This is a genomic window from Shewanella salipaludis (assembly GCF_012911865.1).
Classification (GTDB): Bacteria; Pseudomonadota; Gammaproteobacteria; order Enterobacterales; family Shewanellaceae; genus Shewanella; species Shewanella salipaludis.
Window position 1 is genome coordinate 254,173 of the sequence record NZ_JAAXYH010000002.1, and the last position, 21,411, is coordinate 275,583.

Sequence of the window (21,411 nt, forward strand, 5' to 3'; positions counted from 1 at the left end):
GTATATGGATCTTATTGATGGGCTTAAAGCATTCGTGGCAACTGCACAGACTGAATTGCTAGCGGTAAACCAGGCACTTCCCTGTCATTTTGAATGGACGTTACAATATCCACCAATGAAGGACCGCTACTTCTGCAAGCCGCTCTTTCCGGTAGCTGCCAGAAGCGGACCTCTGCAGGCGGCTTTGAGCAGATACATTTCAGCCTGAAGAAGATAATTAAAATCGTTACATCCTGTGCGCTGCAAACCGACTTTCGGGCAAGCCGGAAAATACTGTTGTTTCGGCCTTCAACAACGCACCGTCATGCCGGGATGGCGCGGAGAGGCCCACATTCGCACTGGTGCAATACAGGGTTGTGAATGCCTCACCCGCCAGCGTTGGGCAGGTGGTCTGAATACCTGGGGATGGAAGGATGCAGTCTATTGTTCCGTCCGGGCAATAACGCACAATGCGACTTCCTCCCCATTCTGCATTCCATAAGTAGCCCTGTGAGTCCACGCAGGAACCGTCTGGCGCACCCTTTCCTTCCGTTTCGGTGAACACGCGCTGATTTTCGAAGGAAGGATAATCGCAGCAGAAAATACGCCCTTGCATCGAGTCGCAGTAATACATAGTGCCACCATCCGGGCTGAAACAGATGCTATTAGGGATAGCCACTTCGGGTAGGGGCAGCGTCTCAACTTCCAACGAGGCGGCATTCAGTCGGTGAAATTGGCCGATGGTTTGTACTGAGTCTCCGTCATCCATGGTGCCAAAGACAAAATTGCCTGAGCGATCGCAGCGGCCATCACCTATCCGTGTTCCGGCTGTCCCCGGAGATGACACCACTTCGGTAAAAATGCGAGTATTAAGGTCATAGAAGCCGAGACGGGATGCCAGCCCCATCAGCAGAACTCCTGGCTTTTCGGTGAGTGCGAATGATCCGAGGCGTTCAGGCAGAGACCAGCGCATCACGACGTCATTATCTTCCTCAAAGGCGAGCAGTGCGCTGCCTTCAATGTCCGTCCAGTACAGCCTGCGTGTTCTTTCGCACCACAAGGGGCACTCTCCCAGCCTATTCCTGACATCTACTGCAATTGAAAACATGTTAATCCTCCGGGGGATGAAAGTACGTGTTGCGTTTTTAAGAGATGCTTACGGACGTCACTCTGGGGCAGACGTCCGTAAGGGTCAGGGATCAGAATTCCACTCTGTCAGTGCAGAAAGCGCTCAGTCAGCCTGTCGCCGAACAGCATGATGGCGAGCCCGGCCAGCATGACCAGCATTCCACCCAGCTTCAGCATCGAAACCGGGCGCTTGATGGCACCCAGCAGACCAAAATGGTCAATCATTTGTGACGAGAGTAACTGCCCGACAATCGCCAGCCCGAGCAGGGCTGAAAAACCGATCTTCGGTGCGAGCACGACATAGCTGAACAGCGCACAGGCCCCTATCAGGCCGCCCGCCAGACTCCACAGCGGTTGCGACGGAATGGCCACAAGCGAGGTGATTAATCCGCCGCGCAGCAGCGAGAAAATCCCCAAACTGAATGCCCCGGCCGCGAAGGAAAACAACGCGGCGGTGACCGAGTCTCCCCCCAGCCCTCTTGCCAGTTGGCTGTTCAATGTCGTCTGCAGGGTGATCCCGAGACCTGCGGCAAAAGCGATTAGGTAATATATCGTGCTCATGGGTTTCATACCTGTCAGTGTGCCTGCTCCAGCGGCAGGAAGGCGTCAGCAAACATGTCAGGCTCATATCCGGCGGCAGCAAACAGATGCTCACGCGATTCATCGATGGCGGCGCGAAGACGCGTGCTGTCCACGCCCAGGACTTTGCCGTTCTGCTTGACGATGCGCCCGCCGATCATGACGGTATCTATGTTGCTGCGCTCTGTCGCATGCACCACAGTGCCAAAAGCGTTGCCCGACGGGTAGAGGTTGATGTCGCCGGCGTTAATCAGAATAAGGTCGGCCTGTTTACCCGGTGTCAGGCTACCAATCTTGTCCTGCAGTCCTGCGCAGGCCGCGCCATCGACGGTTGCCGCTTTAAGCAGCTGCGCCGCCGGAAGTGTGGTCAGTGCATGGGAAGCATCGCAGCATTGCTGCCGGTGCATGCCCATCACCCGCTGCAGGTAAAAGGCCACGCGCATTTCCATAAACATGTCAGTGCTGTAAGACGTTTCGTTGTCGACGCTGAGGCCGGGGTTGATGCCATGACGGTGCGCAGCCTGCATGGCAAACATCCCGTCTTCGATGCCGTAGTGCGCATCGGAGCGCGGGCAGACGTTCACCCGGACGCCCGCTTCCCGCAGGATCTTCCATCCCTCATCTGGCAGCGCCGTGCAGTGATTGAAAATATTGTCCTGGCCGAGAAGGCCGTGCCGATGCAGCGATTCAAGTTCAGATGCCATCAGAGAACCAAAGAATTCGGTGACGATCGGCAGGCCCAACCTGCGGGCCTCGGCCCACAGCTCTGGCTCCAGCTGAGCCATGACCGCAAGAGAAACAAGGCTGTCAGGGTTATCCTTGAAATACTTTTCCTGCAGGCGTTGCCAGTTACCCGGCCAGTGAGCCTTGTCCCATTCTCCGGATACCGGTGCGCCCGAGGCATGTATGGCGCGAATGCCCGTATCCAGCAGCGCCTCGACGGCAGCATCTGAATGCGCAGCGGAGCGGCTGTTATGGGAATTGTCGATGATGGTGGTGATACCCGCGTCCATAGCCCCCAGGGCAGTCAGCAGGTTACCGATATAGATATCGGCAGGGCGATAGAATTTGGCGAAAGAGAAGTGCGTGGCGTTGCTGTAGTCGTCCAGACAGGTGGCATTGGGGTTGATGCGGCGCAGTTGTCCTTCCCATGCGTGGCGATGAGAATCCACCATCCCCGGCATGGCAATCATGTTAGTGGCATCAATGACATGGGCACCCTGTGCGTCCAGGTTCTGACCCACGGCGGTAATGATTGAACCAGTGATAAGAATATCACCGCGTTCAATATTACCTACACTCTCATCCATGCTCAGTATCGTTGCGCCACGAATCAGGGTGACATGGGAATTTACCTTCTGATTATTAACAATATTTCTTACGTAATCTGTCATTCCAACACCTCTTTCTTAACCAACAGCAAGAAAGATACGCCACTCTATTAGAGTGAAAAAGACACTAAAAGCGTTTTTACTATTCATAACTTTCGAATAATAAAATTAACTCGCACTTGTTGCCCGCTGGGGGGGGGCCCTGCGAGACACCAGAAACGTTGATGAACAGAAGATTTTCGAAGGAAATACAACAGCCCTAAAGAGGGCTTTCTTTTATAACGACTTAAGAAAAGATAGTCATAAGATGATCGCTGAAACGCTTGATTTCATTTTCTACATCCGGCGCTTTGACCACATCATTTGTGATAAAGGTGGTCAGTGCTTCCATCCCCAAAAACTGATTGGCTTTATGAAAATGTAGGTATACCCCGTCTACCCCCTGACCTTCAAAGAATTGTTCCGGATCATTAAATGCCTCTAAGGGTGCATTCCATGTAAGCGAGAGCATGTATTTTTTATCTTGAAGAAGGCCGCCTGAACCATATTTTTTTGACGTATCAACGCGTGTGCGGCCATCACTTGCATACAGAGATCCATGACCCGCTGTAAACACCTCATCGATCCATTTTTTTACTGTCCATGGTTCACCCATCCACCATCCTGGCATCTGATAAATCAATACATCGCTGTTAAGGATTTTCGCTATCTCGCTCTGAGGATCAAAATCACTGTCAGCGTTCGTAACCGATACCGTGTGTCCAAGCTTGGTTAAAACCTCTCGTGCTGTGTTGACATAGAGCGTGTTTAACTCTCCTTTGGCAAATTCAAAACTTTTGGCACCATTGATAATAAGAATGTTACTCATAAAATTACTTCCTCTAACTGAACCATTGTTTCTTGCTTAATCGACAGCAAAAACGATACACCACTCGATTAGCGTGAAAAAGATGCTTAAAGTGTTTTCATAATTCATAATCTACGAATAATGATGTTAAGCAGATTTATCGACTGGGAAGAAGGACTATGGATCGTATTCAGGCTATGCAAATCTTTATGCGAGTCGCAGAAGCAGGAAGTTTTGTGCGCGCGGCGGAAACGCTTTCACTGCCGTCATCGACGGTAACCAGCACCATTAAAAGCCTTGAAAAATACCTGAAGGTGCGCCTGCTGAACAGGACCACCCGGCGGGTAAGCCTTACCCCAGAGGGACTACAGTATCTTGAGCAATGCCGAGAAATACTCTCCCTCATCGAGCATGCAGAATCCAGTCTGACAGATTCTGTCATGCGGCCACAGGGGCGTTTGCGGGTTGACATGCCTAGCGGGATCGCTCATTTCATCGTCATGCCAAACCTGAAAGACTTTTGCCAACGTTACCCAGATATCTATTTGATGATTGGCGTGAATGATCGACAGATTGATCTCGTTCAGGAGGGCGTGGACTGTGTGATTCGATCAGGGGAGCTGAATAACTCCACCCTTGTTGCCCGACCACTGGGCCGGTTTCGTTGGGCAACCTGTGCATCGCCTGACTACCTCAGGGAATATGGTGTTCCGCAGTCACCTGAAGAATTGACTCAGCACAAGGCGATCCACTATTTTTCAAGCCAAACAAAGCGTGCGAACGAAATGCACTTTGTCCGCGGTTCCGAAACATTCTCGGTTCCTGTAAGTGGAGAAGTTGCCGTTAATGAAACAGGGCTCTACATCAAAATGTGTCTGGAAGGTTTCGGATTGGTGCAGCTTACTGAGCATATTGTGTCAGAGCACCTGCGAGAAGGAAGGTTAATCGAGGTTCTGGCTGATTGGCAGCCGCCGTCAGTGCCGGTAACTTTGCTTTATCCGCATCAGCGCTTCCTTTCTCCTGCCGTGCGCGCGTTTGCTGACTGGATCTCTGAGATTATCTAAAAATATACTCCTGTGCTGTGAATGTCCGCTTCTCGCTGTGAGTTCAATTCAGATAAACCCACGGGCAATGATCTCCTAACCTGGGATCATTGTCTTGGATGATGGCACGCCACTGAACTACTGAATGGTGGCATAGACCCTATTCGATCCCTGCTCCGGGCATCATCTTCTGCCTAGTACAGCACCTGTCTGTGAAGGATGTCTGTCAGAAGCAGCGTAAAAAGTTGATGCGGCGGCTTCATTGATTGTGTTCAACCAGCAGATATGCAGGCCAACCTATGAGAGATGGCCTTGCGATGGTTTTAGGCATTAATCATCCTCAAACTCAAATTTCCATAACTTGAAATTTTTTGAATTATTGGACGTTACCGCTGAAACCGGCTAGCCACTGCTGTGCCTGACACTCTTATGGCCGGGAGAGGTGATACTCGTAGAATGCGACTTGACTATCTATAGCTGACGGCTCGGTGGCTGACGGCTCAACGGCTGGCCGCTCAACAAACCCCAGTTTACGCAACAAGTTGGAGGAAGCCTGATTCGTTTTATCGACACCGCCGATCAACTTGCTCCACTCTTGCGCTTGCATCGCCAGTGCTATTAGCCCCCTTATCAGCTCGCTGGCTAAACCTTGGCCCCAATAGGCTTCACCCAGGAGGTAACCTATGTGGGCATCATGCTCATCTTCAATGTAGACGAATAAGAAACCAAGAATGGAGCCGCTGTCCTTATCTTGGACGGCAAATAAACGGCTCTCGGACAGCATGAGTTCAAGCCAGCGCTCGGCATCGGCAAGCGACGCGATACCCTGAAAATATGGCGGCAGGTTTTCGACCACGGCAGGCGTCAGCAGCTCAGTCACCCGCTGCAGAAGTGCATTAAGCTCAAAGGGTTCCGCATCGCGGGCGATTTCCAACACCCTTAATCTCGCTGTTTGATACCTTGAAAGCATGTTTACCCACCCACTCCGACAAAAATCCCGACACGCCATCATCTGCCATCCGGCACCCGGCCCAAGACGGCAGATTATGACGGTAGATTATGACGGTTTAGTCACGGGTTAGAAAGCGCGGCCATCGACAAAGTCCCGCTTGATCGAAGACAGGTCGATATCCTGAAGACACCTGACGTTAATTGCCGCCATCTCGACCCCGTTATTCGTTCCAAATCCAAATGGCGCGCTACCACATGTGGAACAGAAATGGTGCTTTATTTCGTGTTTATTGAAGGTATAGGTAGACAATGAATTGTCTTCCGCTTTGACAGAAACATCGGCTCGGGGGACAAACCACAATAGATAGCCTTTGCTGCTGCAGTGAGAACAATTGCACTCCAGCACCGACTCAAAGTCTCCCTCTACTTCAAAGCTAATTTTTCCGCAATGACAACGTCCTGTATGGCTCATATTCACTCCTCATCCGCTCATCTTTCGTCTTGGTACGCCTGGCTTTATGGTACGCATGATTTTATGGTACGCCTGCGCTTTTACTTCATAAAAACAGCAGAAATGAGCATAGCTAGTTGATTGTATTTTATCAACTTACCAAATTCAGAGCGGATCCCCCCTAACAGCGCTGGTTTCAAGCTTAAGCAGCCTCACTCGCCAGCGAGGCTTCGTATCGCAAAGCTACAGCAAGTACACAGATCCCTGGGACCGGCGTTCACGCCTAGCCCTTGCCTTGGGTGCGGTTGCGGTTGGGCCTGGCGTTCTTCTCTATGAAGGCGATGATCATCTGCGCCACGTCCTTGCCGGTGGCGGTTTCTATGCCCTGCAGCCCGGGGGAGGAGTTGACTTCCATCACCACAGGGCCCGTGTTTGAGCGCAGCAAGTCGACGCCACACATGTTGAGCCCCATGATGTTGGCCGCCGCCACGGCGGTGGCCCGCTCCACCGGGGTCAACTTGACTATCTCGGCCGTGCCGCCGCGGTGCAGGTTGGATCTGAACTCACCTTTCTGGGCCTGACGTTTCATGGCCGCCACCACCCTGTCCCCCACCACCAGGCAACGTATGTCGGCGCCGCCGGCTTCTTTTATGTATTGCTGCACCAGAATGTTGGCATTGAGCCCCATGAAAGCCTCGATCACGCTCTCGGCCGCCTTGATGGTTTCCCCCAGCACCACCCCTATCCCCTGGGTGCCTTCCAGCAGCTTGATCACCACAGGCGCGCCGCCCACAGTGTCTATCAGTTCGCGGATATTATCCGGGCGATTGGCGAAACCGGTTCGCGGCAAGCCTATGCCCTTGCGCGACAGCAACTGCAGGGAGCGCAGCTTATCCCGGGAGCGGCTGATGGCCACGGATTCGTTGATGCTGTAAGTGCCCATCATCTCGAACTGGCGCACCACGGCCGTGCCGTAGAAAGTGACAGAGGCGCCTATGCGCGGGATCACGGCATCGTAGCGCTCCAGGTCCCTGCCCTTATAACGCAACGCCGGGTGGCTGCTGGCGATGTCTATGTCACAGTGCAGGGTATTGATAACCTCTATCTCGTGTCCCCGTTCCTTACCCGCCTGCAGGAGGCGCGAGGTGGAATAGAGGTTTTTGTTGCGGGAAAGAATAGCAATCTTCATCTTGTTAATCCTGGTTGATGGGCCTGGGCCTGCTATGCCTCAGGCCACTAGCCGCGCGGCAACATGTCGGACAATAACAAGGCGATACCAAGGAACGACAGAAAACCGGCGATATCTGTAATAGTAGTCAAGACTATGGATGATGACTGCGCCGGATCCAGGCCAAACTTCTTCAGCATGATGGGCACTATGGCGCCGGCGCTGCAGGCGATGGCCAGGGACAGCACCATGGCGATGGCGATCACCAACGCCAGGCCGAAGGAATGGCTCCAGAAATAGACGGCTATCGAGCAGGTGACGGCGATGGCGAGTCCATTCAACAGCCCGGCAAACAACTCCTTGAGCAAGACCCTGAGCCAGTGGCGGGTGCTGATCTCCCTCAGGGTAAGGCCACGCATGGTGACCGCCAGGGCCTGGGCACCGGCATTGCCCGACTGCCCCGCCGCCACCGGCAGCAATATGGCCAGGGCGGTGATTTGCGAGATGAGTCCTTCGAAGGAGCCGACGACAGCGGCGGCGAAGGCGGTCAGGAGGTTGATCTGTAACCAGGGCTGGCGCTTGCGCACCGCAAACCAACTGCTGGACAGGGCCCGTTCCTCCTTGCTGGCACCCACCATGGTTTGCATGTCACTGGTCAGATCTTCCTTGGTGCTTTGATAGACATCGAAGAAATGTATCACGCCCAGGATCTGCTCATGGAGATCCAGCACAGGAATGGCGCTGCATCTATGGCCTTCGAACACTTCTATCACCCGCTCCTTGCTGTCGAGTGCGTTCAGCACCGCCTTGAGCGGTTCGGCGATGACCCCCAGCTGCTCGCCGGCATCGGCGGCGAGCAGCTGCGCCAGGCCTATCTCCCCCACCAGCGCCAGGTTGCTGTCTTGCACATAGATGACCTCCTGGCCCGGCAATTTACGCTGCCTGAGCTGCCTGAGGGCATCGGCGACGCTCAGTTCATCGTAGAAGACATTGACCCTGGTGGTCATCAGCCGCGCCGCGGTGTCCTCCGGGTAACCGAGCAGCTCGGTAAATTCCTGGGCCAATCCCGGCTCGGATTGGGCCAGCCGGGCCATCAGGGCGGTTCGGGTGTCCATGGGCAAACGGCTGAGCAAGGCGATGGCGATATGGGTATCGAGCCGGGTGATGAGGGTCAGGGCGAAATCGAGCGGGAAATGCACGAAGATGCTGTCCGCCGTCCCCGCAGGCAGGAAGCGCCACAGGGCCATGACCACCCCGGGCGCCTGGCTCTGCAACAATTCGGCTCCTTCGATGGCCGGAATGCGCGCCAGGTGCCGGGCGCTCCTGGCGGGGTAGCGGGTGAAGAAATCCTGGTTCAGGCTGAGTGAGGTTTCAGCCAGCTGTTGTTGTTCGAGTGACATACACGCCTCGGCATTCGCTATCTGTGCTGCCACCCGGGGTGACAGGGTGAGACTCGCCTCAGTTGAGCGACTCCCGTGTCTTGGATGATGAAAACAGCTCGGCCAGGGATACCAGGGTATCGCCGTACAGCTCGAGTAATTCGGCCGGGATGGCGTCGGCCCGGGTGTCGGCCCGCTGTTGGCGGCGGACCAGGTTACGCAAATGATGGTGATGCAAGACGCCGATAAACTCCTGCCTGCGGTTGATCACCGCCACTGTGTCCTGGCCTTGCCAGATATCCAGCGCCAGGGCGGTCTGCAGTTCGGTCGCGGCGTTGAGTCTGGGGCCCGGCTTGGACATGATGCCGGCGATGAGGGTCATCGGCGGATGGCGGAACAAGTCGCCTATGCCGACCCTGCCCTCCAGTCGCCTGGAGGCATTGACCAGATACAGCCACTGGAGGTAGGCGTAGTTGCGCCGCTTCAGCCGCAGCAGGGCCTCGGCTATGCTCATCTTGCTGTCGAGCATCAGCACGTCGGTTTCCACCAGGGCACCCACTGTATATTCAGGGTAATTGAGCAGCATCTTGCAGAGGGCCTGCTTGCCCTGGGGCAAGAATGGCAGCAGATGCCGCCTGGCATCCCCGGGCAAATACCTGAAGATAGCGGCCACATCTGTCAAGCTAAGCTCTTGTATCAGTTTGCTGTTTTGTCCATCTGTCAGTAGCGGCAGAATTTTTGCCGCAAAATCGGGCAGCATGGCTTGCAGCACTCTGGCCGCAACCCCGGTCGGGGCCTGTTGCAACAGCAAGCCCCCTTGCCCTGCGGGCAACAGCTCCAGTTGACGGGCGGCGGCCTGGGGTTCGATCGTCATATAATGAATGCTGAGCCTAAGATTGGCAGAGTTCATCTTGCCTCCCGTGCGGCGGCTCCAGCGCCGTCCCCAAGCCCGCAAAGACCTCGCCCACAAAGGTCATGGCCAGGAGCGGACCACATGGCGGCGCCACTATTGAGTCTCCTCGTCAGCCACTATGCTGGCCTGGGCCTCCAGGCACAGCTTGGCCGGCACCACTGCCCGTCCCTGGCTGGTATCCAGGATCAACATGGTGGCGGAGATCTCGACCAACTCGCCGCGGATGCCGGCGATGGCGATGCATTCCCCCAGACGAAAATGTTTCCTGGCCTGCTTGGCACCCACCAGGTTCTTCACCAGTTCGGCGCAGCCTAAACCATAGGCCAGGGCGATGCCGGCGCTCAGGGCCGACAGCAGCACCAACACCAGGGTAGTGAAAAACTGGATGTTGATCCCCAGCTGTTCTATGCCTATCACTATGGCGATGGACACTATGACTATCTTAATGACGGTGCCGATACGATAAGTCTGTCTGAATCCGCTGGGCCCGGCGTTTGCCATCGCCATGGTCCCGGCCATGCTGCCGATGAAATAGCCACTGATGATGATGATCCCCGCCGCCAACAAACGGGGTACATAACCGAGTAGCAGCTGCAGCCAGGTCGCGATGAAATCCATTCCCAGGCTCGAGGTTGCCGCCGCAAAGAAAAACAGCATCACCACCCAAAACACGCTTTTCCCCATGATCCGAATTTGCCTTGGTTTGATGTCCAGGGTCTTCGCCGGGATGAGCTTGGTCAGTAAGCCATCGAGGAACTTACGCAACAACAGCAGCAGGGAAGTCGTCAGCCTGGAGAGCCCCCAGGCGATGAGCCAGCCCAACAGCAGCAAGAACAAGGCACCGACGACTTGCGGCACATAGGCGACAAGGTAGCCGAGCAGTTGTTCATAACTGACGGCCAGGGCGTTATGCCATCCGCCCGCTGCGGCTTCACTCATGAATAACCCCTAATAAGCTGCTGGTTTAAATAAGGTAGTTGCTGGAACAAGAATCTGCCATTCGCTACCCCCGACTTGGGGTAGCAGACAAGCCCACTCCGGCATGCTTTACTTAAAACAACGATCGCCTGTTACATTCGGTAACGAGCCTGGCCAGCGTCAGGTTAAATAAATGTATAAAACATTGAATATGAGCAGGTTAGCTAATAGCATGGCTAAAGATAATCACACCCATGGGTCGGTACTTTGAAGGCATTGCCATTCAACTTAGCCTCGGTCGAGGTTCATAAACTGAGCTTTGCCCTGTTGCTGGGCGCCTTGGGGCTGCTGAGTAATCTCTATCCCCTGCCGCTGTTTGCCAATGTCCAGCTCATACTGGGAAACATGGCTTATGTCATAGTGGCTGTGCTGTTGGGTCCCTGGTATGCCTTGGTCTCGGCCCTGTTATGTGCCACGGGGCTGATGCTTTCCTGGTCGAGCCCGCACGCTTACCCCATCTTTATCGCCGAGGCCCTGTGGCTGGGCTTTGCCAAACGCCGGGATATTTATGCCCTGTATGCCGGCATCTGTTACTGGTTGCTACTCGGGATGCCACTGACCTACCTCTATATCGGTCAGTTTACCGATCTGCCCAGGGAGCATATGCTGTTTGCCGTCATCAAACAGGGCGTCAACGGCCTCATCTACATCAGCCTGGGGGCCGTTGCCATACTCCTGGTGCCCGGGTTCTGGCATTTCAAGGGCAGGCTCAAAGAGAAGCGCAGGCGTAACTTCAGCACCCAGCTGACCTATATATTCACCCTGTTGCTCACCTCGAGCCTGCTGATTTCCATCTTGGTCTCCAATCATTTTTTCCTGGATAAACAACAAGTCTTACTCAAGCAAAACCTGCAGGATTCGGCGAATCATCTGGGACAGGCGACCCAGAATTATTTGGATAACCACCAAACAGTGATAGCCAATGCCGCTCACTGGCTCAGCCAGACGGGAGCGGATGAGGCGCTGAGACAACAACTGCTGTCCGGCCTGCATGACAGGTATCCCAGTTTCATCACCATGCTGATCGCCAACAGGCAAGGACAATTAGTGGCCGCCAGCCCTGAGTCGCACATGCAGGATGTCTCGATGCGGGACAAACAGTATTCGATTCAGGACAGGCCCTATTTCACCGAGGCCCTGTACAACAGGAAGACCTATCTGTCGTCGGTATTTCTCGGTCGGGGGTTCGGCAGCGATCCCATAGTCGCCATCAGCGCCCCCTTCTATCTCGGGGGCGAGCAGCAAGCGGCGGGGATCATCGAAGGCTCACTGGACGTGAGCCATTTTATCTCGATAGAGAAACAGAATATCGATCATCAACAGCAATCCATAGTGCTCATAGACGACAAGCACAAGGTCATCTACGCCTCCAAGCCACTGAAGCTCGCCCCCCTGAGCGAGTTTAACTATGCCCCGAGTGGCAAGTCTTATCAGACCAAGCTGGACATGCTGAACCTTGAAGATCTGAGTAGAGACAGTCCCGAGTATATTTTTTCCCGCCATAGGCTCGACAATGGCTGGCAGCTCTATGTGCTTGAGCCCTTCTCGCCCCTGCTGCAACTGGCGCAGCGGCTCTACCTGAATACCTTCCTGATCCTGATTGTTTCCCTGTTGTTCGCCTTCTACGTCACTAAGGTGGTGAGTAAACTGCTCACAGGGCCACTGGAAGTCATCGCCAGCAAGTTCAATAAGCTGAATAAGGAAGAGATCCAGGAGCAATTGCTCGATGAGCACTCGCCCTTGGAGGTCTTTCGCCTGTACCAGAAGCTAGTCAACAGCAAACAACAATTGCTCCGCCATCAACTCGAATTGGAAGAAAAGGTCGCCATCAGGACCCATGAGCTGGAGCTGGCCAACGCCAAGCTCAAGCACCTGGCCGAGAAAGACTCACTCACAGGCCTGTATAATCGCCGCTATGCCGAGCAACGCTTCGGCGGGATCCAGGACTTTTGTGAACGTAACGATCAACCCATAGCCATCGCCATCCTGGACTTGGACCTGTTCAAGCAAGTCAACGACAACTACGGCCATGAGGGCGGCGATGAATGCCTGCGGGCGGTGGCCGAGCTGCTCAGGCATCATTTTTGCCGTGACATAGACATAATCGCCAGATACGGTGGCGAAGAATTCATTCTGATACTGCCCCAATGCAATGTATTGAACATCGAGGAACACTTGGAGAAGTTCAGGGTAAAACTGACCCAATTGGTCATCACCTGTCCCCAGGGGAAACGCAGCTTCAGCATCACCACCAGCATTGGCGCCATCGTCGCCAGCGCCTGCTTCAGCGAGAACCTGGAAGACTGGGTGCGCCAGGCGGATATCAATCTCTACCGGGCCAAAAATGCCGGCCGTAACAGGATCAGCCTCAGCATACTGACGCCGGCGACGGAAACCGGCACTCAGGAGCAGATCTGATTTATACTGCGGCCATTGCCTCAACCTAAAGTAACCCAAATGCCATCAGCGGACTCCCATTCAAAGCTATCACCAACGCCCCCTGCCCCCCCTGAGGCGGCATGGCTTGGCAGGCCTTCGGCCAAGGTCGCCTTCTACCTGCCCAATCCGCCGCTGCTGGACCCGGGCTGGCAGCATACGGATGCGGATGCTGTGCCACGCCTCATCGCCCTCAACGGCAATCACTGGCGCAAGATCCTCACCATAATGGCGAAAATCTGTGCCCCGGATGATGATTGGCGCGCCTATCGCGACACCCAACTGCTGAAGCAAGATGAGCAAATTCGCATAGGGGCCGAGGCCCTGGTCGATGCCGACCGCCACCTGGTATGCGGCGGTGTCGCCAGTCAGGCGCTGGGGCTCCATGGCACTCTGGGCCAAGCCTTGGATGACGCAGGCAAGCTGCTGCGAATCGACACCCAGGGAGGGCAGCGGGTGCTGCTGAGCCCCTACCCGGACTACCGCCAATATCCCAATCTGCTGCTAGCCAAGAGCCGTGACTGGCTCAGGGCGCAGCCCTGAAAACCGGCCAATAAAAAAGGCGCCGGGTATGACTACCGGGCGCCTCGCTGTCTATGCCAAAAGCATTTGCCAGAAGCATTAGTCGTACAAGGTAGGGATCGGCTGACGCTTATGTTGGGTCGCCCGGTAGATGCCGATCAGCTTATCTTCGACCGCCTTATCCACTACCCTGCCTTCGAGGAAATCGTCTATCTGGTCATAACTCAGCCCCAGCGCGACTTCGTCTTCCAGCTGGGGCCTGTCACATTCCAGATCCGCCGTCGGTGCCTTATGCACCAGGATGTCGGGGGCGCCGAGGAACTTGGCGAGCTGACGTACCTGACGTTTGTTGAGACCGAACAGGGGCGCCAAGTCGCAGGCGCCATCGCCCCACTTGGTATAAAACCCGGTGAGATTCTCGGCGCTGTGATCCGTGCCCACCACCAGCCCACCCAGGAGGCCGGCGATTTCATACTGGGCCACCATACGCATCCTGGCCTTGACGTTGCCTTTGACGAAATCTATCTTCTCGGTCCCGGGCAAGCCGACGGCGGCCTCCCTGAGCCCCAACAGGGTCGATTCGTGGATGCTGTCGACCCCCGGATGTACATTGACAGTCACCAGCCTGGATGGCTGGATGAAGCGGCAGGCCATCTGGGCCTCGTCTTCATCCTTCTGTTCCCGGTAAGGTAATCTGACGGCGATGAATTGGTATTCGCCGGTCGCCGGCTCCTGGTTCAGGGACGTCACCGCCAACTGACACAGACGGCCGGCCAGCGAGGAATCGACACCGCCGCTGATCCCCAGCACCAGGGTATGGGTATGGGATGCCTGCAGCTTAGCCTTGATGAAGTCGACACGCCTCTGCACTTCATACTCGGCATCGATCGCCTTGAGCACCTTCATTTCTTTCAGGATTTGTCCTTTCACGAGCCACTCCACTAGGTTTGTTCTGTCTGTTTTACCGGCAACTGGATCAGGCCGCGGGCCATTCCTGTCTGCCGTCTCGAATGCTCCAAATTTAGCATTTATTTGCCCGGGCCTGAACTGCTAATTACCTGCCGGGGAAGGACAAATAAAAAAAGACGATCATCAAGGATCGTCTCAGTCTCTGCGCCTGGCTAACGGCGGCGGCTATCTTTCCCAGTATGCCTCTTCCAGGCTGTCTTCCCGCTCCGGCAGGCCACGGGATAACCTGGGGCTATGCTGGGCCAGCACTTCGTAGGCGACCCGGTTGGCATATTTGCAGATCTGTGAGAAGGAGGAATAGCACAGGCCGTCGCGCTTATGTTTGCTCGAGCCGGGCACATTGGTCTTGTGGAAGGTGTTGGCGGCCAAATCATGCAGCAAGGCAGACAGGGCACCATCGCCGGCGCCGTTGGTGTTGCGGATCTGCTCGGGACCACCCATGTAAGGCGAAATATGGGCGTACACCTTGAGCGGCGTCTGGCAGTCCTGCTTCAATTGCGGGCGCGAGAACTCGTAACGGTTGAACTCTGGGATGGCGCCCGGCAACAGGGTATGGCTGGTGCTGCGCTTTTCTGACTCTTCGGTATAGCCCGCGGTATACAGGCCTATGGGGCCGGCAGTCGTCAGCACCATGTCGCACCACTCGAGCGCGGCTTCGCTGGCCAACAGGGGATCGCTGAAGCCGGTCAGGGCCTCGCCTTCATCTTCGTTCATCGCCAGCACTGTGACGTTTTCCTTGATGAAATTCTGCCACCACTTGGGATCTTCTTCGATGAGAAAACGTGTGCCCAGGGTCAGTACCACGGGCACCTCGGCTTGCTTGGCGTATTCTATGGCACACATGGCCGCCTCTGTGATGCGATCGCCACCGCTGGCACGCATCAGGTAGGCCGTCAGTACCAGGGCCGAGCTGCCTTTGACCACGGTCTCGTCGATATACTCAGGGGTCAGTTTATCCATGGCGCCCTTGCTGATGGCGAAGGTGCGTTCGCCACAGGCAGAGATCAGGGTGAAACAACGCCCTATGGGACCATCGACGGGCTGCAGGTAGTTGAGATCGACCTTGGACGAGGTATGGCACAGGTAACGATAGGCATAGCTGCCCACTTCGATATTCTGGCTCATCACCCCGAACAGCACTGACTTGTCGTCGGCCAGTATCGAGTAGTTGTGTACCGTGTTGCCTATGGTGCCGCCGGCAAACTCATCGCTGATCAGCTCCTGACGCTTGAGCTCCTGGTAGAGCGCATGGGCTTGCTCGTCATCTATCAGGGTGGAGTTGCCCTTGGGCAAGCCATAGCGAGCCAGCAGCTCGTCTTCGACCTTGGCTTCGATATCCACCAGCGTCTGATCTATGCCACAGACATAGGCGGAGAAGGCCTGGGGTTGCTGGGTCAATTGCTCAAGCAAGGGATCACGGGTTTTGACGGGAAAGTAATGCTTGGACTTACGCTGACCGGGAAACTTCATACTGGGTTCTCTCTCGCTGGCATCCATGCAAACCGGACTCCGAACAGGCAAGCACAGCCTCGAAGTCCCTGATAATTGTGATTGTAGACCAAACGCTGTAACCACTGCGGCCGGTCGAATGGCGGCAGATTCTATCACAAAAATCCGCCGGCGCCAGACTAACCCAGGCCTTGGCGACAATTATCCACGGCGATTGTGCCTGAGTGTGAGCCAGAGTTTATTATTCAGGCTTATTCAGGCTTATTCAGGCTGAGTGGCGGCCAAGCGGGCACGATCAGCCCGGGTGGCGAGTGCCCAGCGCTACGAGCGCCCATAAAAAAAGCCTGCAACTGAGGCAGGCTTTCGACAGACTTATCGGTGGGACGCTTAGCTCAGCGCCGCCTCTATCTGCTCGCTCACGGCGGCGACGGCTTGGGTACCGTCGAACTTGCTGTATTGGGTCTGGCCTGCGGCGGCCACCTTGCCATAGTAATCCACCAACGGCTTGGTCTGCTCGTGGTAGATGGCCAGGCGCTTGCGCACCGTGCTTTCTTCGTCATCGGGACGGATGGCCAGGTCTTCGCCCGTGACGTCATCCTTGCCTGCCACTTTAGGTGGATTAAATACCACATGGTAGACACGGCCCGAACCCGGGTGCACCCGGCGACCGCTCATGCGCTTGACGATTTCCTCGTCCGGCACATCGATTTCGATCACATGATCTATGCTGATGCCATTCGCCGCCATCGCATCCGCCTGGGGAATGGTGCGCGGGAAACCATCGAGCAGGAAGCCCTTGGCACAGTCGTCCTGAGTAATACGCTCTTTCACCAGGCCAATGATCAATTCGTCGGACACCAACTGTCCGGCATCCATGACTTTCTTGGCTTCCAATCCCAGCGGCGTGCCGGCTTTGACGGCGGCGCGCAACATATCGCCGGTAGAAATTTGTGGAATGCCGTACTGTTCCATGATGAATTGAGCCTGGGTACCTTTACCGGCACCTGGGGCGCCCAATAGGATAATGCGCATTTCAAGAGTCCTCTTTTCGCATTGATATTCTTCTTAGGGCGGCGATCTTCGCACAATTGGCCGCCATTTAGAAGGGGATGAGCTCGACTTTAGCTCGAGGATGGGAGCCAGCCCACCCTCGACGGGCCCGGCGGAGCCTCAATAAAGCAAGCTGTAGAACTGACGCCGATACTGATTGGCGACGCCATGGCCCTGACCCAAGGCGGTCAGGATTTCCATAAACACTTGTTTAACATCGCCATTGAGTGCCGTCATGTCCTGCCTGAGCACGGCCAGCAGAGAACCCAGCGCCTCATCGTCCCTATGGGCCTGGTGCAGCGCCCGCGCCAATGCGATCAAGAGCGTCAAATCGTCCGGTGTCTGCGCCAGCTTCTGTTGCAGCTCGCGGATTTCCGGCGTATCGGCCGCCTCCAGTGCCAAAGCCAGCTTGGCCTTCAGGCTCTGATAGTAGCCGTCCTGATCCGCCAGGCCTATCTTGTCGAGCAAGGCCGCGGCGGCGGTGTAATCTTCCTGCTGCAGGTACACATCGGCAAGCACCAGGCTGATTTCGGCGGTCGTCGACTGGCTCTGGGCCTCCTTGAGCAGCACCTGTGCCGTCGACAGCATCTCGTCGCTGACCTCGGGCTGCGCCAGCAGGGCCTTGGCCTCGTCCAGCTGCAATTGCCATACCGGCGGCAGATACTTGTCCAGCATTATGCCTATCTGCTGCTCGTCCTGCAGCCCGGCGAAACCGTCTACCGGCTGGCCCTTGTCCAGTACCAGGGTCGTAGGCAGACTCTGAATGCGGAAGTAGCTGGCGATCTCCATTTCCGCTTCGCAGTCGACCTTCGCCAGCAGGAAACGTCCGGCATGCTGCTGCGCCAGGGCTTCCAACCTGTGGGCCATGGCCAGGCTGTCGGCTTGTTGTTCGGCCCAAAACACCAGCACTACCACCTGCTGCATCGAGGCATCGACGACTTGCTGTATGTTGTCTTTGGTGAGATTAAGGACGTTTTCCATAGCCTTTCCTAAAAAGAATGGCGGTAACAGGTACCGCCATGTTGATCCCCGGGCAGGAGGCCAAGCGCCTCCATGCCCTGTTACTTAATGCTAGCCAACAACATCTGATTCATCAGCTTGATGAAGGCAGAAGGATCCGCCAGGCTGCCCTTTTCAGACAATTGTGCCTGCTGCAGCATGAGTTCGGCCCAGTCTTTGAACAGGCTTTCGTCCTGCTGCCCATCCAGATGCGCCATCAGAGGATGGCTCGGGTTGATCTCGAAGGTAGGCTTGACCTCGGGCACGGCTTGACCCGCGGCCTGCATCAGTTTGATCATCTGGGTCGACATCTCGCCTTCACCTGCAACCACACAGGCCGGTGTGTCTGTCAGGCGACTGGTGACCTTGACGTCGGCCACCTTGTCGGCCAGCGCCGTCTTCAAACGTTCGACCAGGGAAGCTGACTCGCTCGCCAGCTTCTCGGCCGCTTCTTTCTCGGCCGCATCTTCCAGCTCGCCCAGTTCCAGATCGCCTCGGGTAACAGAGTGGAGTTTCTTCTCCTTGTATTCGGTCAGGTGGTTGATCAACCACTCGTCGATGCGCTCGGACATCAGCAGCACTTCTATGCCTTTCTTGCGCAGCAGCTCCAGATGCGGGCTGTTGGCGGCGGCTTCATAACTGTCGGCGACTATGTAGTAGATCTTGTCCTGGCCTTCCTTCATGCGGCCGATATAGTCATCCAGCGACACTGTGGTGGCCGCAGAATCCGTATGGGTCGAGGCGAAGCGCAGCAGACCCGAGATGCGTTCACGGTTGGCGAAGTCTTCCGCCGGGCCTTCTTTCAGTACCTGGCCAAACTCGGCCCAGAATTGCTGGTACTTGTCGGCATCGTCTTTGGCCAGCTTCTCCAGCATGCCCAGCACCCGCTTGGTGATACCGACACGCATCGCCTTGGTCACCTGGTTGTCCTGGAGGATTTCCCGCGACACGTTCAGCGGCAGATCGTTGGAGTCGATCAGGCCGTGGACGAATCTCAGGTAAGATGGCATGAACTGCTCAGCGTCGTCCATGATGAATACCCGCTGGACGAAGAGTTTCAGCCCATGTTTGCGATCCCGGTTCCACATGTCCCAGGGCGCCTTGGCAGGAATGTACAACATGCTGGTGTATTCCTGCTTGCCTTCGACCCTGTTGTGGCTCCACAGCAGGGGATCTGTGAAGTCATGGGAGATATGCTTGTAAAACTCCCGGTATTCTTCGTCGCTGATGTCGGACTTGCTGCGGGTCCACAGGGCGGTAGCCTTGTTCATCACCTGCCACTCACCTTCGGTGGCCGGGATCTTCTCGCCATCTTCACCCTCGCGCTCCGGGGTGCCGGGCTGGAACATCTCGACTGGCACTGAGATGTGATCCGAGTACTTGGTGATGATGGAGCGCAGGCGCCAATCATCGGCAAATTCTTTTTCTTCGTCGCGCAGGTACAGGGTGATTTCGGTGCCGCGGCTCGCCTTGGTGATGGTCTCGACCGTGAAGTTGCCCTCGCCTTCGGATTCCCACAACACGCCTTCGTCGGCGTCGTGTCCGGCCGCACGGGTACGCACAGAGACTTTCTTGGCTACGATAAAGGCGGAATAGAAACCGACACCGAATTGACCTATCAGCTGGGAATCCTTGGAGGCTTCACCCGAGAGGTTCTTGAAGAACTCGGCGGTGCCCGACTTGGCTATGGTACCCAAGTGCTCGATCACGGCATCACGTGTCATGCCGACGCCGTTGTCTTCTATGGTGACAGTGCCCTTGTCCTTGTCTGTGCTGATCCTGACTCTCAGCTCGCCTTCGCCTTCGTATAAAGCATCATTGGTCAGAGCCAGATAACGCAACTTGTCCGCCGCATCGGCAGCATTGGACACGAGTTCACGCAAGAAAATTTCTTTGTTGGAATACAAAGAGTGGATCATCAACTGTAACAGCTGTTTGACTTCAGTTTGAAAACCATGAGTTTCTTGATGTGACATGAAATTTTCCCTTGTTGTTACCAAAATAAGTATTACCCAAGCGCCGTAAATCAGTCGCCGATGTTACAGAAATGGGGCTCAAAATGGCTTTTTCAAGGGGAGAAAATGAATCTCTGCCCAACTGACTAAAAAGGCAACAAAAAGCCCGGTATTACCCGGGCTTGGATGTCACTCATGACTCGGCGCAGCCGCAGTCAGCTCAGAGTGGCAGACGGCCGTTGAAAGACAGCGCCAGGGTGGTGCTGTCGACATACTCCAACTCGCCCCCCACAGGCACCCCATGGGCGATGCGGCTGATGCTGACCTCATAGCGCCTGGCGATGTCTGCGATGAAGTGGGCCGTGGCATCGCCTTCGACCGTAGGGTTGGTGGCCAAAATAAGTTCAGTCACCTCGCCCTCGGCCAGGTGTTGCTCCAGCCGTGCCAACCCAAGTTCCTCCGGGCCGACCCCATCCAGGGGGGACAGATGCCCCAGCAGCACGAAGTAACGGCCGTTGAAATGGCCGCCGGCTTCTATCGCCAGCACATCCGCCGGGGTCTCGACCACGCAGATGATGCCGGCCCGGCCGCGCTTGGCGCTGGCACAGATGGGGCATAGGCTTTCTTCGGTAAAAGTGCGGCAGGACTGGCAATGGCCCACATCACTCATGGCACTGCCCAGGGCCGTAGCCAGCTTGAGTCCGGCACGTCTGTCCCGCTCCAGCAGTTGGAAAGCCATGCGCTGCGCCGACTTGGGGCCGACGCCGGGTAAACAACGCAACGACTGAATGAGCTCATCGACCAGGGGACTGAATTTCATGGACAGCCTCGATTAGAAAGGCATTTTCATGCCGGGTGGCAACTGCATGCCGCCGGTCACTTCGGCCATCTTGGCCTTCTGGTTTTCTTCGATACGGCGCGTGGCATCGTTACAGGCGGCGGCGATCAGGTCTTCCAGCATTTCCTTGTCATCTTCCATCAGGCTGGGATCGATTTCGACCTTACGCACTGTGTGGCTGCCGGTCATGGTCACTTTCACCAGGCCGGCACCGGATTCGCCCGTCATTTCCATGCGGGCGATTTCTTCCTGCACCTTGGCCATTTTATCTTGCATCATTTGGGCTTGCTTCATCAGATTGCCCATTCCGCCTTTTCCAAACATAGTCATATCTCTTCAATTAGGGTTGTTAGCAACCGGTCAAAGTTGGCTAATCTTACTTAAAAAAAATGGATTGGCAACGACTGCCGCCATCCAGGCTTATTTCACATGCATCATTTAACACG

General features: G+C 55.7%; 21 protein-coding genes. 4 read left to right on the forward strand and 17 right to left on the reverse strand.

Annotated features, from left to right (window positions below; all coding sequences use genetic code 11):
- Positions 1 to 4 precede the first annotated feature (4 nt).
- Positions 5 to 208 carry a hypothetical protein gene (locus HC757_RS04095; protein WP_169563032.1) on the forward strand — a complete coding sequence of 68 codons (204 nt, stop codon included), beginning with the start codon at positions 5 to 7 and terminating at the stop codon, positions 206 to 208.
- Positions 209 to 226: 18 nt separating this feature from the next.
- Here the strand turns inward: HC757_RS04095 and HC757_RS04100 are convergent, their stop codons facing one another.
- The 4 genes from HC757_RS04100 to HC757_RS04115 all read right to left on the reverse strand — a co-directional run bounded on the left by HC757_RS04100 (position 227) and on the right by HC757_RS04115 (position 3,885).
- Complete coding sequence (locus HC757_RS04100) at positions 227 to 1,087, reverse strand: SMP-30/gluconolactonase/LRE family protein (protein ID WP_169563033.1); 861 nt, start codon at positions 1,085 to 1,087, stop codon at positions 227 to 229.
- Between the two features lie 107 nt (positions 1,088 to 1,194).
- Positions 1,195 to 1,668 carry a DMT family transporter gene (locus tag HC757_RS04105; protein WP_169563034.1) on the reverse strand — a complete coding sequence of 158 codons (474 nt, stop codon included), beginning with the start codon at positions 1,666 to 1,668 and terminating at the stop codon, positions 1,195 to 1,197.
- A 14-nt stretch (positions 1,669 to 1,682) separates the two neighbouring features.
- Positions 1,683 to 3,080, reverse strand: a complete 1,398-nt coding sequence (locus tag HC757_RS04110; RefSeq protein ID WP_169563035.1) for an amidohydrolase family protein — start codon at positions 3,078 to 3,080, stop codon at positions 1,683 to 1,685.
- Between the two features lie 223 nt (positions 3,081 to 3,303).
- On the reverse strand, positions 3,304 to 3,885 hold the full coding sequence (locus tag HC757_RS04115) for an NAD(P)H-dependent oxidoreductase (RefSeq protein ID WP_169563036.1): 582 nt from the start codon (positions 3,883 to 3,885) through the stop codon (positions 3,304 to 3,306).
- 158 nt (positions 3,886 to 4,043) lie between these two features.
- On the opposite strand from HC757_RS04115, the gene HC757_RS04120 reads away from it, so the two are divergent.
- Positions 4,044 to 4,928 (forward strand): LysR family transcriptional regulator, encoded by an 885-nt coding sequence (locus HC757_RS04120; RefSeq protein ID WP_169563037.1) that lies wholly within the window; start codon positions 4,044 to 4,046, stop codon positions 4,926 to 4,928.
- 406 nt (positions 4,929 to 5,334) lie between these two features.
- Here the strand turns inward: HC757_RS04120 and HC757_RS04125 are convergent, their stop codons facing one another.
- The 6 genes from HC757_RS04125 to HC757_RS04150 form a co-directional block, all read right to left on the reverse strand.
- Positions 5,335 to 5,844, reverse strand: coding sequence for a GNAT family N-acetyltransferase (locus HC757_RS04125; protein ID WP_342343036.1), 510 nt, complete (start codon positions 5,842 to 5,844; stop codon positions 5,335 to 5,337).
- Positions 5,845 to 5,985: 141 nt separating this feature from the next.
- The gene (locus tag HC757_RS04130; protein WP_169563039.1) at positions 5,986 to 6,330 is read right to left on the reverse strand and encodes a GFA family protein; all 345 of its coding nucleotides are present in this window, start codon (positions 6,328 to 6,330) and stop codon (positions 5,986 to 5,988) included.
- A 262-nt stretch (positions 6,331 to 6,592) separates the two neighbouring features.
- Positions 6,593 to 7,498 (reverse strand): 30S ribosomal protein S6--L-glutamate ligase, encoded by a 906-nt coding sequence (gene rimK / locus HC757_RS04135; protein WP_169563040.1) that lies wholly within the window; start codon positions 7,496 to 7,498, stop codon positions 6,593 to 6,595.
- 47 nt (positions 7,499 to 7,545) lie between these two features.
- Positions 7,546 to 8,877 carry a magnesium transporter gene (locus tag HC757_RS04140; protein WP_169563041.1) on the reverse strand — a complete coding sequence of 444 codons (1,332 nt, stop codon included), beginning with the start codon at positions 8,875 to 8,877 and terminating at the stop codon, positions 7,546 to 7,548.
- Between the two features lie 58 nt (positions 8,878 to 8,935).
- On the reverse strand, positions 8,936 to 9,766 hold the full coding sequence (locus HC757_RS04145; RefSeq protein ID WP_169563042.1) for a magnesium transporter: 831 nt from the start codon (positions 9,764 to 9,766) through the stop codon (positions 8,936 to 8,938).
- A gap of 96 nt (positions 9,767 to 9,862) precedes the next feature.
- On the reverse strand, positions 9,863 to 10,708 hold the full coding sequence (locus HC757_RS04150) for a mechanosensitive ion channel family protein (protein WP_169563043.1): 846 nt from the start codon (positions 10,706 to 10,708) through the stop codon (positions 9,863 to 9,865).
- Positions 10,709 to 10,954: 246 nt separating this feature from the next.
- Here HC757_RS04150 and HC757_RS04155 point away from each other — a divergent pair, with 246 nt between their 5' ends.
- Positions 10,955 to 13,165: a diguanylate cyclase gene (locus HC757_RS04155; protein WP_244623113.1), complete on the forward strand. Its 2,211-nt coding sequence runs from the start codon at positions 10,955 to 10,957 to the stop codon at positions 13,163 to 13,165.
- Positions 13,166 to 13,204: 39 nt separating this feature from the next.
- Positions 13,205 to 13,726 (forward strand): DUF6942 family protein, encoded by a 522-nt coding sequence (locus HC757_RS04160; protein ID WP_244623115.1) that lies wholly within the window; start codon positions 13,205 to 13,207, stop codon positions 13,724 to 13,726.
- Between the two features lie 78 nt (positions 13,727 to 13,804).
- Here HC757_RS04160 and nadE read toward each other — a convergent pair whose 3' ends face one another.
- The 7 genes from nadE to HC757_RS04195 form a co-directional block, all read right to left on the reverse strand.
- Positions 13,805 to 14,635 (reverse strand): ammonia-dependent NAD(+) synthetase, encoded by an 831-nt coding sequence (gene nadE, locus HC757_RS04165; protein ID WP_169563044.1) that lies wholly within the window; start codon positions 14,633 to 14,635, stop codon positions 13,805 to 13,807.
- Between the two features lie 204 nt (positions 14,636 to 14,839).
- Positions 14,840 to 16,144 carry an inosine/guanosine kinase gene (locus tag HC757_RS04170; RefSeq protein ID WP_169563045.1) on the reverse strand — a complete coding sequence of 435 codons (1,305 nt, stop codon included), beginning with the start codon at positions 16,142 to 16,144 and terminating at the stop codon, positions 14,840 to 14,842.
- Positions 16,145 to 16,510: 366 nt separating this feature from the next.
- Positions 16,511 to 17,155: an adenylate kinase gene (gene adk, locus HC757_RS04175; RefSeq protein ID WP_169563046.1), complete on the reverse strand. Its 645-nt coding sequence runs from the start codon at positions 17,153 to 17,155 to the stop codon at positions 16,511 to 16,513.
- A 138-nt stretch (positions 17,156 to 17,293) separates the two neighbouring features.
- Positions 17,294 to 18,154, reverse strand: a complete 861-nt coding sequence (locus HC757_RS04180) for a tetratricopeptide repeat protein (RefSeq protein WP_169563047.1) — start codon at positions 18,152 to 18,154, stop codon at positions 17,294 to 17,296.
- A gap of 80 nt (positions 18,155 to 18,234) precedes the next feature.
- The gene (htpG, locus tag HC757_RS04185; RefSeq protein ID WP_169563048.1) at positions 18,235 to 20,148 is read right to left on the reverse strand and encodes a molecular chaperone HtpG; all 1,914 of its coding nucleotides are present in this window, start codon (positions 20,146 to 20,148) and stop codon (positions 18,235 to 18,237) included.
- A 199-nt stretch (positions 20,149 to 20,347) separates the two neighbouring features.
- A complete protein-coding gene (recR, locus tag HC757_RS04190; RefSeq protein WP_169563049.1) occupies positions 20,348 to 20,947 on the reverse strand; it encodes a recombination mediator RecR in 600 nt (199 codons plus the stop codon).
- A gap of 12 nt (positions 20,948 to 20,959) precedes the next feature.
- On the reverse strand, positions 20,960 to 21,289 hold the full coding sequence (locus tag HC757_RS04195) for a YbaB/EbfC family nucleoid-associated protein (RefSeq protein ID WP_169563050.1): 330 nt from the start codon (positions 21,287 to 21,289) through the stop codon (positions 20,960 to 20,962).
- Positions 21,290 to 21,411: the final 122 nt, after the last annotated feature.